Here is a 16,715-nt window from a genome sequence, read left to right as displayed (position 1 = left end):
TTTAGGTACCTAAATACCCAGTTATTTAGGTACGCAAGCAGTAGCAGCTAGATTAGGTGTTATTTAGGTATTCAATAAAACGAGGCTGTCATGGCAGATCTACACTCCCAGTTAGCAAAACAAAAGCGTTATGATTTTTTATTCGTTAATGCGACCAAAGCATTTGCGATACTGGTGTTATTGTCATTAGGCGGTATCTTACTGTCATTAATTATAGGAGCTTGGCCAAGTATCCAAGAGTTTGGCCTGGGCTTTTATACCAGTAATGACTGGAATACGGTAGAGGATAAATACGGCGCATTAGCGCCCATCTATGGCACTTTGGTCACTTCAGTTATTGCCATTTTAATCGCTGTGCCAGTCAGCTTCGGTATTGCAATCTTCTTAACTGAGCTGTGCCCTGCATTTCTAAAGCGTCCTTTGGGCATCGCTATTGAGTTGCTGGCGGGTATTCCCTCTATTATTTATGGTATGTGGGGGCTGTTTGTATTCGTACCATTTTTTAGCACTTATATTCAGCCGTGGTTTATTGAGCATGTCTCTTCACTGCCAGTGGTGGGTCAGCTTTTCGCTGGTGCCCCAATTGGTTTGGGTATGTTTACCGCCTCTTTAGTGTTGGCCATTATGATCATTCCTTTCATTGCAGCCACCATGCGTGATGTGTTCTCCGTCGTACCTGACTTATTAAAAGAGTCAGCTTATGGCATGGGTGCGACCACTTGGGAGGTGATGTTCAAAATTATCTTGCCCTACACCAAAGCGGGTGTAGTCGGTGGGGTGATTTTGGGTCTGGGCCGCGCTTTGGGAGAGACAATGGCGGTGACCTTCTTAATCGGTAATGCTTATAACATTAGCCCAAGCCTGTTTACTTCAGGGGTAACCATCACTTCAGCTTTGGCCAACGAATTTGCGGAGGCGGGCAGTGAATTACACTTAGCTTCGTTGCTACATTTGGGTCTAATCTTGTTTGTTATTACCTTTGTTGTACTGTCTATCTCAAAGCTTATGCTGATGCGTATCGACAAAAAAGCAGGCAATTAGTCACTCTAGTCACCGACCAAGTCTTCACTGTTTATCAGTATTTACCAACGTTTACCAACGATTTTTTATTTCAACGAATTAAATGACCGAATATAAGTTTGTCAAAGCCGCGGTTGTGGTTTTTGATAAATACGGAGAAAAAAGCCAATGCGTTCTGCTAATGCCACTACTGCCATTTCAACCTCAAGTTTTGAGAGCCGTTATAACAAAGGTCTTTATAGTAAGCGCCGCTTTATTAATAAGCTTGGCTTGGGCTTTGCAATCTCTGCTATGGCATTTGGCTTGTTTTGGTTGGCTTGGATTTTAGTTACCTTGTTTGTTGAAGGCTCTCAAGCGGTTTTAGACATGCCGATCTTTTTGGCAGACACGCCGCCGCCACAGACTGAGGGTGGGCTACGTAACGCCATTGTTGGCTCTATCATGTTGGCTTTCTCAGGCTTATTTATTGGAGCGCCTATCGGTATGATGGCCGGCATTTATCTGGCGGAATTCTCACAAGGCAGCTGGCTTGGCAAAGTAACCCGTTTTTTAAATGATATTTTATTATCGGCACCTTCAATTGTTATCGGTCTATTTATCTACGCGCTGATGGTAAAAGGTCAGCACTTCTCAGGTTGGGCTGGTGCATTGGCTTTGGCACTGATTGTGATTCCAGTTGTGGTACGTACCACAGAAAACATGCTTAACCTCGTACCCAACACTTTACGCGAAGCTGCTTATGCCTTAGGTACCCCTAAATGGAAGCTGGTTACCACAGTGACGGTTAAAGCGGCTCGAGTGGGCTTGACGACCGGTGTGTTATTAGCCTTTGCACGTATTACTGGTGAGACAGCGCCTTTACTATTTACCGCCTTTAACAACCCGTTCTTTAGTACCGATATGAATCAGGCGATGGCCAATTTGCCCAATACCATCTATCAGTTTACCTCAAGCCCTTATGATAACTGGCACACACTAGCTTGGGCGGCGGCACTACTTATTACCATGACGGTACTGACACTAAATATCTTGGCCCGTTTAATCAGTGGCAAAGAGCAAAGCCGCTAAGCCCAAACTGAATTTAGCAACACATGACGCACAAGCACTAAGTCAACCAATGACAGCACATACTGCACGCAAGATGGGACACAATTATGAGTGATACATTAAAGAGAAAACCTGTGAATAAAACCACCAGCACGCAAGCGACAAGCTTACTGGGCCAGCCGATGACTACCGGTGCCCAAATTGCTCAGCCGGATACCACAAGCTTTAACCAGCAAACGCTAGCGGATATACCAGACAACATGCCAGCCGCTAAAATGCAGGTGCGTGATTTGAGCTTTTATTATGGCGATTTTAAAGCCCTAAAAAACATCAATATCGATATTCCAGAGAAAAAAGTCACCGCTTTCATTGGTCCTTCAGGCTGCGGAAAATCTACTTTGCTGCGTACTTTTAACCGCATGTATGATCTGTATCCTGGTATGCGTGCTGAAGGTTTGATTAATCTTGATGGCAAAAACATTTTAGATAAATCAGTGGATGTGAACTTACTGCGTGCCCGTGTTGGTATGGTATTCCAAAAACCCACCCCCTTTCCGATGTCTATTTATGACAATGTGGCGTTTGGTGTGCGCTTGTACGAAAAGCTTAGCAAATCAGAGCTTGATGAGCGTGTGGAGTGGGCGCTTAAAAAGTCAGCCCTTTGGCCTGAAGTCAAAGACAAGCTAAAAGCCTCTGGTCTATCCTTATCTGGCGGCCAGCAGCAGCGTTTATGTATCGCTCGCGGCGTCGCAACCAAGCCTGAGGTATTGCTGTTAGATGAGCCAACCTCAGCCCTCGATCCTATCTCAACTGGTGCAATTGAGGACTTAATTGAAGATTTAAAACACGACTATACCATCGCTATTGTGACCCACAATATGCAGCAGGCGGCACGTGTGTCTGATTACACAGTTTATATGTATCTGGGCGATATGGTTGAGATGGGTGAGACCAATCAAGTCTTTACCAATCCGGCTCAAAAAGCCACGGAAGACTATATTACCGGCCGTTATGGCTAACACAGTATTGACTTGGACTGGGGTTTTTATGATTACCTGTCTATCACTATCTTGCATGATATTTTCCAACTTTAGGAATGCCTTACAATGTTCACTGAAAAGCACTCGTCTCGAAGCTTTGATCATGACCTAAATCAGTGCATTGATTTATTTTTAAAGATGGGTCGTATGGCAGCTGAGCAGGTCACCTTAGCGACGCACGCGTTGGTCGATAGTAATGAGGAAATGGCCTCTACTGTGATTGAAGCTGATCATCAAATTAATCAGATGGAGATTAAGGTTGATGAACAGGTGATCTTATTGGTTGCCAAACGCCAACCTGCCGCAAGCGACTTAAGGTTGATAATGGCCCTATCAAAAGGGGTGGTGGATTTAGAGCGGGTAGGTGATGAGGCCAGTAAAATTGCGCGTATGGCTTGCAAGCTTAAAAAAGAAGGCGTCTCTCCGCGGGGCTACTCTGAAGTGCAGCACTTATCCAATCAAGTCCGAGTGATGTTATTGGATGCGCTGGATGCTTTTAACCGTATGGATCCTGAACAAGCTTTTATGGTGCTGCAAAGCGATGAGGTGGTCAACGAAGAATATCAGTCGGCCAGCCGCTCATTAATGACTTATGTGATGGAAGACAGCCGTCATGTCTCCAAAGTTATTAATATTCTGTGGGTTCTGCGGGCGTTAGAGCGGGTAGGCGATCATGCGCGCAATATTGCTGAATTGGTGATTTATTGCACCAGTGGCAAAGATGTGCGCCATACCGACTTTGTCACCGTGGAACAGGCGGTGCAAGAGGCCTCTAATAATATTGCGGCTCGCACCAATACCAATAGCGGCGATTAACAGGCTCAACATGTCTGCCAAAAAAAAGGAGCACTCAAATGAGCGCTCCTTTTTTGATTACTGAGTTGTGGCGAAGTAAGCGGCTTACTGGTTGTCACCTTCAGGTGTCCAACCTTGTGGACGCTCATAATCGGCGTTGTCAAAAAACTTCTCACGCTGTTCGGTGATGAATTTTTTGGCCTCAGGGTTAATCATGCTTAAATGGTTTTCATTAATCAGCATCGTTTGTAGCTCTAACCACTCATCCCACGCTTTTTTTGAAACCGTGTTTTGGAGCTCCTCTCCTTTTTTATTAGGAAAAGGTGGGTTTGGCATTTTTGGTAAATCCTGCTGATACTTACGGCAAAATACCATATTGGCTTTTGGGTCAAAAGTCGCTGTCATTGTATTATCCTATTAATTATCAACTGATTATTTCAAATTGCTATTGTATTTTTCCAGACGTTTGCGACCACGAGCCACGGCTTGGATGACTTGGTTTGGCGCTGTGCCGCCTAAGTGGTCACGCGCAGCCAGTGAACCCTCTAAGGTCAGATAATCAAATACATCATCGCCAATAGCATCACTAAATTGCTGTAATTGCTCAAGTTTTAATTCACTTAAATCCACACCTTGTTTAATACCTAGAGCAACAGCATTACCCACTACCTCGTGGGCATCACGGAAAGCAACGCCGCGGCGCACTAAGTAGTCAGCCAAGTCGGTGGCTGTGGCATAGCCTTTCATGGTGGCGGCGCGCATGTTTTCCTTATTAGGTACTATATTAGGCAACATATCGACAAATGCAAGTAGTGAGCCGGTTAGGGTATCTACGCAATCAAATAACGGCTCTTTGTCTTCTTGGTTGTCTTTGTTGTACGCCAATGGCTGGTTTTTCATGAGTGTCAGTAGCGTGATGAGTTGACCAAAGACGCGGGCAGCTTTACCACGCACTAATTCTGGCACATCTGGATTTTTCTTTTGCGGCATGATGGATGAGCCGGTGCAGAAGCGATCTGGGATTTGTACAAAGCCAAATTGTGCTGACATCCACAGAATAATCTCTTCACTCATGCGCGATAAATGCATCATCAAAATAGACGCAGCAGAAGTAAATTCAATCGCAAAGTCTCTATCAGATACCGCATCTAGTGAATTTTCACAAATACCTTCAAAGCCCAACAGCTCAGCGGTGATGGTACGGTCGATAGGGAAGGTGGTGCCGGCCAGTGCGGCGCTACCCAGAGGCATTTGGTTGATACGGCGACGGGCGTCAATTAAGCGCTCTGTGTCACGATTTAACATCTCAAACCAAGCCAATACATGATGACCAAAGCTTACGGGCTGTGCAGTTTGCAGATGGGTAAAGCCTGGCATGATGGTATCTGTATGCTGCTCAGCCAAAGTCAGTAGACCTGATTGTAATTTAACCAACAACTCAACAATGTTATCGACTTCTTGACGTAACCATAGGCGGATATCGGTGGCCACCTGATCATTACGGCTGCGTCCTGTGTGCAGCTTTTTACCCACAGTGCCAATAATGTCGGTCAAGCGAGATTCAACATTCATGTGCACATCTTCAAGCGTAATAGACCAGTTAAATTCACCAGCATCAATTTCTTGTTGCACTTGATGTAGACCACTGATAATGGTGTCTACTTCTTGTTGCGTTAAGATACCGCATTTACCCAGCATAGTGGCATGAGCGATAGAGCCTTGGATGTCTTGTTTGGCGAAGCGCTGGTCAAAGCCTACTGAGGCGGTAAAGGCGGCAACAAAGCTGTCGGTAGCCTCAGAGAAGCGGCCGCCCCACATTTGTTGGCCTTGTCCACTGCCAGCTTTGGCGTTAGAAGTAGTAGTGGCTGTATCGGTTGCAAGAGGGGTCGAATCGTTATTTGCAGTCATATCGGTTAAAATCCAGTAAAGGGCACAAAGCGGTTAGAATACTTAAAGCAGTATAGCAAACCAGACGCCAGCCATGCTAGTTAAGCCGCCGCTGTTTTTAGCACCCAGTTTTGTGCGTTAAGCCTTGAAACTTAAGTGCTAAGCGCCCACACAAACATATCAACACTGCATTACCCCTTTATTTATGGTTAAATATGAGGGTATTTATACTTTCTTCTTCTACTTATACTAATAAAAGATATTTATGACCACATCAGCCCACACCACCTCATTAAAAACCCTTAATATTGCCACTCGTAAAAGCCCCTTAGCCATGTGGCAAGCAGAGCACATTAAGGCACGTCTAGAGTCGCTATATCCAGATTTGGAGGTGAATCTAGTGACTATGGTTACTCAAGGTGACAAGATTTTAGATACCCCGCTGGCGAAAATTGGCGGTAAAGGGTTGTTTGTTAAAGAGCTTGAGCAGGCATTGTATGATGGCCGTGCTGATATCGCTGTGCATTCATTAAAAGATGTGCCAATGGTTTTGCCTGAAGGGTTAATCTTGGGCACTTACTGTAAGCGTGAAACCCCAACCGATGCTTTTGTGTCAAATACCTATGATTCACTAGATGCGCTGCCCCAAGGTGCAGTAGTGGGTACGGCCAGTTTGCGTCGTCAATGTCAGATAAAGGCACATCGCCCCGACTTAATCATTAAGTCATTGCGTGGCAATGTTCAGACCCGTTTAAGCAAATTAGATGCCGGCGAGTATGACGCCATCATTTTGGCGACCAGTGGTCTAAAGCGTGTTGAATTAAGTGATCGTATCAAACAAGAGATTGATATCGATATCAGCTTGCCTGCCGTGGGTCAAGGCGCTTTAGCCATTGAATGTCGTAGCGATGATGACGCGGTATTGAGCTTATTAAAGCCATTAAACGATGGCCAAGCCCGTATTCGTCTCATGGCAGAGCGTGCCTTGAACCGCCGTTTGGAAGGGGGATGTCAGGTGCCGATTGCCGCTTTTGCTGTCATTGAAAAAGGGGCTGAAAATGACGACACAGGGTCGCATAACAAGACCCTATGGCTACGTGGCCGTGTGGGTTCAGAAGATGGAACGACTCTACTTAAAGCTGACAAGCGCATTGCTTTGATGGGTAATCAAGCAGACCGTGAAGCACAAGCTGAGCAATTGGGTATAGATGTGGCAGATGAGCTGTTGTCATTGGGTGCAGATGGTATATTAGCGACCATTTACAACAATAAAGACAAAGCGTGATGATTGGGGGTGTTGCCAACTTAGGCGCCATTTGCTTGAACTTTAAATGACCTCACTTAAAGGGGTGCTATGATTTTTATCAATACCCGTCCCATCGAACGTGCGCAGCCATTAACGCAGGCCATGCAAGATAAAGGGTTGACGGTACTAGAACTGCCGCTGCTTGAGTTGACAGCGATTGAGATTGGCCAAAGAGAGCAGCAATATCAACAGCATTTTTATCAGCAGCCAGATCAATATCAGGCTTTGGTAGTGGTCAGTCCCACTGCGGCTCGTATGGGACTGGCGGCGTGTCCGGTAGGCTTTGTTCCTCGCTGTGCGGTGATTGCGGTAGGCCATGCCACAGCCGAGGTGTTACGCGTTGCCGGCTGGCAAGTGCATTGTCCTGTAGAGTACAGCAATGAAGGTATGATGCTTATGCCTCAGCTGAACCGCTTGGGGGTGGGTAATCGTATCTTGGTCTGGCGAGGCAGAGGTGGCCGCCGAGTTTTGGTGAATTTTTTGCAAGAAAATGGCGTGGGTGTCGATGCCATTGCTTGGTATCAGCGCCAATGCCCACCACAGGCTGAGCATGATTTTAAGCAGCTGCTGCCACAGCTGGGTTTGTCGGAAGTAGCGAGATTGCCGGATGCAATTAACTTAAATGGCCTAAATAGCTTACACATCAGCCCATTAGACAACCCAGACGCTAACTCTAAGCACAAGCCTTTGGTACTAATCAGCAGTGGTGAAGCGTTTACCAATTGGCGCTTGCTGATGGCTTCGATAGATGAGATATCAGATAAGGCCGTGCCTAACTATCAATTAAATGATTTTAACTATCTGACCTTTGGAAAGCGCTTAACGGATACCTTAAACCAGCTACAACTAAACTGCGTGCGTATTGAGAATTTGGATACATCTGAGGTGTGGCGCGGGGTTAGCGCTCTGTACTCTGATTTATCTTGAGGTTAATTTAAAATTACTGGCAGTCTTGTTTCACCCCATGAGTCAGCCAATTGCATAAGGATTGTTTATTACCATGAGCCAGAGCGTTTCTAGCAGTGAATTTTTAAGCGAGCATGTTAAGCCGCCTGAAGCTTTAGCCGGCTTTGGCAGTATTTATGTGCAAAATGTGGTCTGGAATGACATGGATGCCTTTAATCATGTCAACAACGTGGTCTATTACCGATATGCGGAGTCGGCTCGTATCAATTATCTTAATGAGCTGGGCGCTTTTAGTAATGAGGTGACGACCGTATTGGCGCAGTCGAGCTGTACTTATTTAAAGCCTGTGGTATTCCCAGATACTTTGTTAATCGGCGTGCGTACTAAGAAGCTAGGTAATACCAGTATTATTATGGAATACGCTTACTTTAGTACCGCTCAGCAAGCTTTAGTGGCCACAGGAGAGTCAGTGCTGGTGCGTCTAAATAAAGAGGGTACAAAGAAGCTGCCTTGGTCGACGACCGAGCGCAGCAATATATTGGCCTTTGAAAAGGCTGCCGGCCACAGTCCCCAAATTTGATGTTTTCTTTATTTGTCAAACGCCCCCCAACACAACTTGTGCCAGCTTTACCTTTATTGGATGAGAGCCTATATCCACTGTTGTGGCAAGACAAAAGCTTTAAGAGTGCACAAGCGCTTATCGCTGTGTTATTACAAAACTCGGATTTAACAGATGCCTCGAGTGCTCAGAGTATCGCCCAAGCACAGCAGCAGTTTAGTCAGCATCTACAGCACAATGCCCACTACCAAGACTGGGTGAACTTTACCGTATTTGGACGTTATATACAGCGCAGCTTCAGCGCCTTTTATCGTCAAAACGAAGATGTATTTAATAGCGATATGCCCGAGCTGCTTCGCTATGAGCTGATGCGCCATACTCAGCGGTTACCTGTGGGACAAGTGTTATTGTTTGGTGGTGTGCTGCCTAAGAGCGTGCGTCAAGAAAAACTGCTCATTGCGACTGTGAATCCGTATCAAGCCTTGCAGCAGGCACTGCGATCTTATAGCAAAGCCAAAGCCACCGATCCAATCATTATTAACCTCATCACAGCCCAGTCTGATAAGGTCAAAGCCTTTGCCATCAAGCACAATAAGCGCACTCGAGATGGGCGACGCAATGATGTGATGATTTTAGATTTCACTCAGTTGGTGTTGGTCAAAGAGGACGCGATCAAAAAAAATACCCAATCAGACAGGCAATATCTGATTAGGCATTATCGCATAAGCTAAGCTGTTGCCCTCGCTACTTGCTATGATTATTGGCTCATTATCGCCAGTAGTTGGTTATGGCAAATAGCGAGTTATGGCTAATGACTCGATAGCTTTTGATGGTTGGTCATAAACACTTATTTAGTACCAAAAATCTTATCACCTGCATCGCCAAGACCTGGGATGATATAGCCATCTTCATTTAAGTGACTATCTAAAGAGGCGGTATAAATCTTCACGTCTGGGTGCGCTTCGTTTACCAAACGTACGCCTTCAGGCGCTGCAACCAATACTAATGCCTTAATCGTAGAGCAGCCTTTTTTCTTAAGCATATCAATAGTAGCTACCATCGAGCCACCAGTGGCCAACATCGGATCGATAATCAGTGCAGGACGCTTATCGACATCAGCCACTAGCTTTTCAAAAAATGGTACAGGCTGTAGTGTCTCTTCATCACGCTGCAAACCCACCATAGAGATTTTGGCAGTCGGGATTAAGTCGAGCACACCATCTAACATACCAAGGCCGGCACGTAGAATAGGTACGATTGTCACAGTTTTACCAACAATTTGCTCACCGGTAATCTCTGTATTATCCCAGCCCTGCATAGCGAATTCTTCGATTTCAAAGTCACGGCACGCTTCATAGGCCATTAAGCGAGCAAGTTCGCTGGTTAAGGTGCGGAATTTATAAGTACTACAGTCTTTGGCACGCATTAAGCTCAGTTTGTGGCGCACTAAAGGGTGTTTAATAATTTCTATGTTTAAATTGTTCATAAAACCTCTTTGAGCATCGTCTGTGTGGGAACAGCGGGCTTGAATTTAGGGCAGAGTATCAAGGGGATACAAGTGACAATATAAATTGGATAAAAAAATGCTGCACCCAAACATATGGAATGCAGTTAACAAAACAATTATACCAATAAAACAAAAGCAACTGACAGACTTCGTAGTTCAGATACTCTATGTTACAAGCTATTTTAAAAACACTATTTAAAACTCAAGTACTTACCCAGTGAAATAAAAAGCAATAATCACGTTGATTTTAAAAAAATAACAAGAGACAAAATAAGGAGCTAATCCCTTGAGTTCGACAAGAGAAAACCATTTGCAAGAGCTGCCTATAGAGAGTCATCCCTTTAAGCCAGTGCTACCCAGCAATGCTACTATCATGATGATGGGAACTTTTCCACCAACCCAAGATAAGTGGGCGATGCCATTTCATTATCCTAACTTCTATAATGATATGTGGCGTATATATGGCCGGGTGTTTTTTGATGATGCAGACTACTTTCGTGTGGGCGATGAGAAGCGCTTTGATCCTGAGCGTATTAAGGATTTTTTGAGTCAGCACGCTATTGCCTCGTGTCCCACCGTAAAAAAAGCCATCCGTGAGCAAGGTAATGCTGCAGATAAGGACTTAACCATTGTAGAAGCGGTTAATTTAAAGCAGGTATTGAACCAAGTTCCAAAAGTTGACGTACTATTTACCACTGGCGGTAAAGCGACAGAAATCCTGATGGACTTATTAGCGCAAGAGCAAGGCAAAGCTATTCCTAAATCTAAGATGCCCAAAACCAATCAGCATATAGACTATAACTATGGTGGGCGTCAGCTTACTTTATATAGGTTGCCATCGACCTCTCGTGCGTATCCACTGGCTTTAGATAAAAAAGTAGCCGCTTATCGGGATTTCTTCCAAGCGATGGGGAAGCTCTAATCGCTAGTGGACAGAAAAACCAGCGCATAGATAAGATGAAAAGAGAGTGGGCTATGTCAAAATTTTGATTTTATTAATAAAATTAACTCAGGCTGTTTGCTTAATCTTCTAGAGTCTAGTATACTTTATCTCCTGTTAAGGAAGCACTTTAGTGGATTTGGTTAAAATAAGATTGGTAATACACCAAACGATAAAAAATCAAATAAAGCGAAAAAAGCCCTTGACTAAGAAAATAAAGCGTCTATAATACGCACCTCATCGGGACAACGGGATTGATAATCGATAAGATTTAGAGATTGTTACCTGATGAAACGAATTAAAACAAAAGCTTGACACATACCGAATTGATGGTATACTGGATGGCTCGCTAAGTAGGAAAGCAAATTGCTTAAACTTCTCTTAGTGTGATTAACTTAATACGGACGACGTAATAAGTCAACTATTTAAAAGCTTAAATCAAAGAACAACTTGTGTGGATTTTTGCTGATTTAGGATGCTAAAAATTAAAGTTGGGACGTCATCTTTTCGGTGATGTGACTAACTATAAAAATTATCATTCTTTATTAGTAGAAAAACTCGAAGTTAATTCATTATATGAAACATACGGAAAAGCAATTTGCTAGTATTGAATGAGCCAAGTTTAGAAGCTTCTTTAAAGAGCTTCATAGCAAGATTAAACTGAAGAGTTTGATCATGGCTCAGATTGAACGCTGGCGGCAGGCTTAACACATGCAAGTCGAGCGGTAACAGGAGAAGCTTGCTTCTTGCTGACGAGCGGCGGACGGGTGAGTAATACTTAGGAATCTGCCCAGTAGTGGGGGATAGCTCGGGGAAACTCGAATTAATACCGCATACACCCTACGGGGAAAAGGGGGCGCTTGCGCTCTCGCTATTGGATGAGCCTAAGTCGGATTAGCTAGTTGGTGGGGTAAAGGCCTACCAAGGCGACGATCTGTAGCTGGTCTGAGAGGATGATCAGCCACACCGGGACTGAGACACGGCCCGGACTCCTACGGGAGGCAGCAGTGGGGAATATTGGACAATGGGGGCAACCCTGATCCAGCCATGCCGCGTGTGTGAAGAAGGCCTTTTGGTTGTAAAGCACTTTAAGCAGTGAAGAAGACTCTATGGTTAATACCCATAGACGATGACATTAGCTGCAGAATAAGCACCGGCTAACTCTGTGCCAGCAGCCGCGGTAATACAGAGGGTGCAAGCGTTAATCGGAATTACTGGGCGTAAAGCGAGCGTAGGTGGCTTAATAAGTCAGATGTGAAATCCCCGGGCTTAACCTGGGAACTGCATCTGATACTGTTAGGCTAGAGTAGGTGAGAGGGAGGTAGAATTTCAGGTGTAGCGGTGAAATGCGTAGAGATCTGAAGGAATACCGATGGCGAAGGCAGCCTCCTGGCATCATACTGACACTGAGGTTCGAAAGCGTGGGTAGCAAACAGGATTAGATACCCTGGTAGTCCACGCCGTAAACGATGTCTACTAGTCGTTGGGGAACTTGATTCCTTAGTGACGCAGCTAACGCAATAAGTAGACCGCCTGGGGAGTACGGCCGCAAGGTTAAAACTCAAATGAATTGACGGGGGCCCGCACAAGCGGTGGAGCATGTGGTTTAATTCGATGCAACGCGAAGAACCTTACCTGGTCTTGACATATCTAGAATCCTGCAGAGATGCGGGAGTGCCTTCGGGAATTAGAATACAGGTGCTGCATGGCTGTCGTCAGCTCGTGTCGTGAGATGTTGGGTTAAGTCCCGCAACGAGCGCAACCCTTTTCCTTAGTTACCAGCGGTTTGGCCGGGGACTCTAAGGATACTGCCAGTGACAAACTGGAGGAAGGCGGGGACGACGTCAAGTCATCATGGCCCTTACGACCAGGGCTACACACGTGCTACAATGGTAGGTACAGAGGGCTGCTACACAGCGATGTGATGCGAATCTCAAAAAGCCTATCGTAGTCCAGATTGGAGTCTGCAACTCGACTCCATGAAGTCGGAATCGCTAGTAATCGCGGATCAGAATGCCGCGGTGAATACGTTCCCGGGCCTTGTACACACCGCCCGTCACACCATGGGAGTTGATTGCACCAGAAGTGGGTAGCCTAACTTTTAGAGGGCGCTCACCACGGTGTGGTCGATGACTGGGGTGAAGTCGTAACAAGGTAGCCGTAGGGGAACCTGCGGCTGGATCACCTCCTTATTGACGCATCCGGTCAGCAAGAATTCACAACAAGTTGTTCTTTGATTTAGCAAGCTCTTAAGGGTCTGTAGCTCAGCTGGTTAGAGCACCGTGTTGATAACGCGGGGGTCATAAGTTCAAGTCTTATCAGACCCACCACTTATAATACGGGGCCATAGCTCAGTTGGTAGAGCGCCTGCCTTGCACGCAGGAGGTCAGGAGTTCGACTCTCCTTGGCTCCACCATATTGGAAGCAGATTTAAGAGTGAAAAGACATAAGCCAGAATTAAGCAATTGGCTAGTATAAAAAGCTAGAAACGATTACTTACTTCTGTTTTATACAGAAATTATATGACGACTGGATGACAGCGTTATTACTATTTAAAAACATAGATATGAGTTGTAATACGGTTAGACGATGAATCATTCACTGAGCCATTGTCTAACCAGTAACCAACCTTTTAATGACATCAGTTGTTATCCCAAGGGGTTGGTTACAAAGTAAAGAGAACTGAATCAAGCGTAAATTATCAAGGTGATATCGTTATAATTACAGACTAAAGACCCTTTGGGGTTGTATGGTCAAGTAATTAAGCGCACATGGTGGATGCCTTGGCAGTCAGAGGCGATGAAAGACGTGACAGCCTGCGATAAGCTTCGGGGAGGCGGCAATATCCTGTGATCCGGAGATTTCTGAATGGGGAAACCCACTTAGCGTAAGCTAGGTATCCTAATTTATTAGGAAGCGAACGAGGGGAAGTGAAACATCTCAGTACCCTTAGGAAAAGACATCAATAGAGATTCCCCTAGTAGCGGCGAGCGAACGGGGAGGAGCCGACGGATTTATATGTAGAAGAACAGTGTGGGAAAACTGGCCATAGTGGGTGATAGCCCCGTATTCGAAACATATAATGAAGCATATTAAGTAGTGCGGGACACGAGAAATCCTGTATGAAGATGGGGGGACCATCCTCCAAGGCTAAATACTCCTGACTGACCGATAGTGAACCAGTACCGTGAGGGAAAGGCGAAAAGAACCCCTGTGAGGGGAGTGAAATAGAACCTGAAACCGTGTGCGTACAAGCAGTGGGAGCACCCTTGAGGTGTGACCGCGTACCTTTTGTATAATGGGTCAGCGACTTATATTCTGTAGCAAGGTTAACCGTTAGGGGAGCCGTAGGGAAACCGAGTCTTAATAGGGCGCCATAGTTGCAGGGTATAGACCCGAAACCGAGTGATCTATCCATGAGCAGGTTGAAAGTGCCGTAACAGGCACCGGAGGACCGAACCCACTGTCGTTGAAAAGCCAGGGGATGACTTGTGGATAGGGGTGAAAGGCTAATCAAACTCGGTGATAGCTGGTTCTCCCCGAAAGCTATTTAGGTAGCGCCTCGGACGAATACCATTGGGGGTAGAGCACTGTTTCGGCTAGGGGGTCATACCGACTTACCAAACCGATGCAAACTCCGAATACCGATGAGTAATATCCGGGAGACACACGGCGGGTGCTAACGTCCGTCGTGGAGAGGGAAACAACCCAGACCGCCAGCTAAGGCCCCAAATTCCTAGTTAAGTGGGAAACGAAGTGGGAAGGCATAGACAGCTAGGAGGTTGGCTTAGAAGCAGCCATCCTTTAAAGAAAGCGTAATAGCTCACTAGTCGAGTCGGCCCGCGCGGAAGATGTAACGGGGCTCAAACTAGGAGCCGAAGCTGCGGATTTGAAAATTGTTTCAAGTGGTAGGGGAGCGTTGTGTAAGCCTGTGAAGGTGTATCGTAAGGTATGCTGGAGGTATCACAAGAGCGAATGCTGACGTGAGTAACGATAATGCGAGTGAAAAGCTCGCACGCCGGAAGATCAAGGGTTCCAGTCCAACGTTAATCGGGGCTGGGTGAGTCGACCCCTAAGGCGAGGCCGAAAGGCGTAGTCGATGGGAAATCGGTTAATATTCCGATACTTGTTTATGATGTGATGGAGGGACGGAGAAGGTTATGCCAGCCTGGCGATGGTTGTCCAGGTGGAAGGATGTAGGTAGACGGCTTAGGCAAATCCGGGCTGTTAATACTGAGATCTGATAGCAAGCTGTACTTGTACAGCGAAGTGGCAAATACCATGCTTCCAGGAAAAGCTTCTAAACTATAGTCATAAACGAATCGTACCCTAAACCGACACAGGTGATCAGGTAGAGAATACCAAGGCGCTTGAGAGAACTCTGCTGAAGGAACTAGGCAAAATGGTACCGTAACTTCGGGAGAAGGTACGCTGTCGATGGTGAAACCCTTGCGGTGTAAGCTATTGACAGTCGCAGATACCAGGCTGCTGCAACTGTTTATTAAAAACACAGCACTCTGCAAACACGAAAGTGGACGTATAGGGTGTGATGCCTGCCCGGTGCTGGAAGGTTAATTGATGGGCTTAGCGTATGCGAAGGTCTTGATCGAAGCCCCAGTAAACGGCGGCCGTAACTATAACGGTCCTAAGGTAGCGAAATTCCTTGTCGGGTAAGTTCCGACCTGCACGAATGGCATAATGATGGCAGCGCTGTCTCCAGCAGAGACTCAGTGAAATCGAAATCGCAGTGAAGATGCTGTGTACCCGCGGCTAGACGGAAAGACCCCGTGAACCTTTACTACAGCTTTACATTGAACTTTGACCTGACTTGTGCAGGATAGGTGGGAGGCTTTGAAGCAGATACGCCAGTATCTGTGGAGCCATCCTTGAAATACCACCCTGGTCATGTTGGGGTTCTAACTCAGGTATAACAATACCGAGGACAATGTATGGTGGGTAGTTTGACTGGGGCGGTCTCCTCCTAAAGAGTAACGGAGGAGTACGAAGGTGCGCTCAGAACGGTCGGAAATCGTTCATAGAGTATAAAGGCAAAAGCGCGCTTAACTGCGAGACCCACAAGTCGAGCAGGTACGAAAGTAGGTCTTAGTGATCCGGTGGTTCTGTATGGAAGGGCCATCGCTCAACGGATAAAAGGTACTCTGGGGATAACAGGCTGATACCGCCCAAGAGTTCATATCGACGGCGGTGTTTGGCACCTCGATGTCGGCTCATCTCATCCTAGGGCTGAAGCAGGTCCTAAGGGTATGGCTGTTCGCCATTTAAAGAGGTACGCGAGCTGGGTTTAGAACGTCGTGAGACAGTTCGGTCCCTATCTACCGTGGGCGTTGGAAATTTGAGAGGATCTGCTCCTAGTACGAGAGGACCAGAGTGGACGAACCGCTGGTGTTCGGGTTGTCATGCCAATGGCATTGCCCGGTAGCTACGTTCGGATTGGATAACCGCTGAAAGCATCTAAGCGGGAAGCCAACCTCAAGATTAGATTTCCCTTAAGAGCCGTTCAAGACTAGGACGTTGATAGGCAGGGTGTGGAAGCGCAGTGATGCGTGTAGCTAACCTGTACTAATTGCTCGTTTGGCTTGACCATACAACACCCAAGTGGTTTGTAGCTCTCTCTTTATAAAAAAGAGTAAGAGCAAGCTATAATTATTTCGATATCATCCTGATAATCATTTATAAATAATCACTAT

General features: G+C 46.0%; 12 protein-coding genes, 2 tRNA genes and 2 rRNA genes. 13 read left to right on the top strand and 3 right to left on the bottom strand.

Going from position 1 to position 16,715, the window contains the following annotated elements; genetic code table 11:
* Positions 1 to 90 precede the first annotated feature (90 nt).
* From pstC to phoU, 4 genes are all read left to right on the top strand, one after another.
* The gene (gene pstC / locus MN210_RS12460) at positions 91 to 1,041 is read left to right on the top strand and encodes a phosphate ABC transporter permease subunit PstC (RefSeq protein ID WP_241878727.1); all 951 of its coding nucleotides are present in this window, start codon (positions 91 to 93) and stop codon (positions 1,039 to 1,041) included.
* Between the two features lie 147 nt (positions 1,042 to 1,188).
* Positions 1,189 to 2,088: a phosphate ABC transporter permease PstA gene (gene pstA, locus MN210_RS12455; protein ID WP_011961480.1), complete on the top strand. Its 900-nt coding sequence runs from the start codon at positions 1,189 to 1,191 to the stop codon at positions 2,086 to 2,088.
* 86 nt (positions 2,089 to 2,174) lie between these two features.
* Positions 2,175 to 3,086, top strand: coding sequence for a phosphate ABC transporter ATP-binding protein PstB (gene pstB / locus MN210_RS12450; protein WP_011961479.1), 912 nt, complete (start codon positions 2,175 to 2,177; stop codon positions 3,084 to 3,086).
* 87 nt (positions 3,087 to 3,173) lie between these two features.
* A complete protein-coding gene (phoU, locus tag MN210_RS12445; RefSeq protein ID WP_110817161.1) occupies positions 3,174 to 3,923 on the top strand; it encodes a phosphate signaling complex protein PhoU in 750 nt (249 codons plus the stop codon).
* Positions 3,924 to 4,007: 84 nt separating this feature from the next.
* On the opposite strand, the gene MN210_RS12440 is transcribed toward phoU, so the two are convergent.
* Positions 4,008 to 4,307: an oxidative damage protection protein gene (locus MN210_RS12440; RefSeq protein WP_110817160.1), complete on the bottom strand. Its 300-nt coding sequence runs from the start codon at positions 4,305 to 4,307 to the stop codon at positions 4,008 to 4,010.
* A gap of 27 nt (positions 4,308 to 4,334) precedes the next feature.
* Positions 4,335 to 5,720 (bottom strand): argininosuccinate lyase, encoded by a 1,386-nt coding sequence (gene argH, locus MN210_RS12435; protein WP_041773855.1) that lies wholly within the window; start codon positions 5,718 to 5,720, stop codon positions 4,335 to 4,337.
* A gap of 334 nt (positions 5,721 to 6,054) precedes the next feature.
* Here argH and hemC point away from each other — a divergent pair, with 334 nt between their 5' ends.
* The 4 genes from hemC (at position 6,055) to MN210_RS12415 (ending at position 9,291) form a co-directional block, all read left to right on the top strand.
* Positions 6,055 to 7,074, top strand: a complete 1,020-nt coding sequence (hemC, locus tag MN210_RS12430; RefSeq protein ID WP_011961475.1) for a hydroxymethylbilane synthase — start codon at positions 6,055 to 6,057, stop codon at positions 7,072 to 7,074.
* Between the two features lie 69 nt (positions 7,075 to 7,143).
* Entirely contained in the window at positions 7,144 to 8,022 is an 879-nt protein-coding gene (locus tag MN210_RS12425; protein ID WP_338412291.1) for a uroporphyrinogen-III synthase, read from the top strand.
* Between the two features lie 73 nt (positions 8,023 to 8,095).
* A complete protein-coding gene (locus MN210_RS12420) occupies positions 8,096 to 8,581 on the top strand; it encodes an acyl-CoA thioesterase (RefSeq protein ID WP_155587298.1) in 486 nt (161 codons plus the stop codon).
* 38 nt (positions 8,582 to 8,619) lie between these two features.
* Positions 8,620 to 9,291 (top strand): hypothetical protein, encoded by a 672-nt coding sequence (locus tag MN210_RS12415; RefSeq protein ID WP_338412290.1) that lies wholly within the window; start codon positions 8,620 to 8,622, stop codon positions 9,289 to 9,291.
* A gap of 116 nt (positions 9,292 to 9,407) precedes the next feature.
* Here the strand turns inward: MN210_RS12415 and upp are convergent, their stop codons facing one another.
* On the bottom strand, positions 9,408 to 10,046 hold the full coding sequence (upp, locus tag MN210_RS12410; RefSeq protein WP_011961471.1) for a uracil phosphoribosyltransferase: 639 nt from the start codon (positions 10,044 to 10,046) through the stop codon (positions 9,408 to 9,410).
* Between the two features lie 307 nt (positions 10,047 to 10,353).
* Here upp and MN210_RS12405 point away from each other — a divergent pair, with 307 nt between their 5' ends.
* From MN210_RS12405 to MN210_RS12385, 5 genes are all read left to right on the top strand, one after another.
* Entirely contained in the window at positions 10,354 to 10,989 is a 636-nt protein-coding gene (locus MN210_RS12405; protein WP_338412289.1) for a DNA glycosylase, read from the top strand.
* A gap of 675 nt (positions 10,990 to 11,664) precedes the next feature.
* Positions 11,665 to 13,199: ribosomal RNA gene (locus tag MN210_RS12400) — 16S ribosomal RNA — on the top strand.
* A gap of 61 nt (positions 13,200 to 13,260) precedes the next feature.
* A tRNA-Ile gene (locus MN210_RS12395) sits at positions 13,261 to 13,337 on the top strand.
* A 10-nt stretch (positions 13,338 to 13,347) separates the two neighbouring features.
* Positions 13,348 to 13,423: transfer RNA gene (locus MN210_RS12390), tRNA-Ala, on the top strand.
* Positions 13,424 to 13,758: 335 nt separating this feature from the next.
* Positions 13,759 to 16,612, top strand: a 23S ribosomal RNA gene (locus tag MN210_RS12385).
* Together the 16S and 23S rRNA genes with 2 tRNA genes alongside form the textbook arrangement of a ribosomal RNA operon.
* The last annotated feature ends 103 nt before the right edge of the window (positions 16,613 to 16,715 follow it).

The sequence above is a fragment of the Psychrobacter raelei genome, assembly GCF_022631235.3.
Classification (GTDB): domain Bacteria; phylum Pseudomonadota; class Gammaproteobacteria; order Pseudomonadales; family Moraxellaceae; genus Psychrobacter; species Psychrobacter raelei.
Note: the sequence above shows the minus strand (reverse complement) of the source record. Positions and strands in the feature narration are given on the sequence as shown.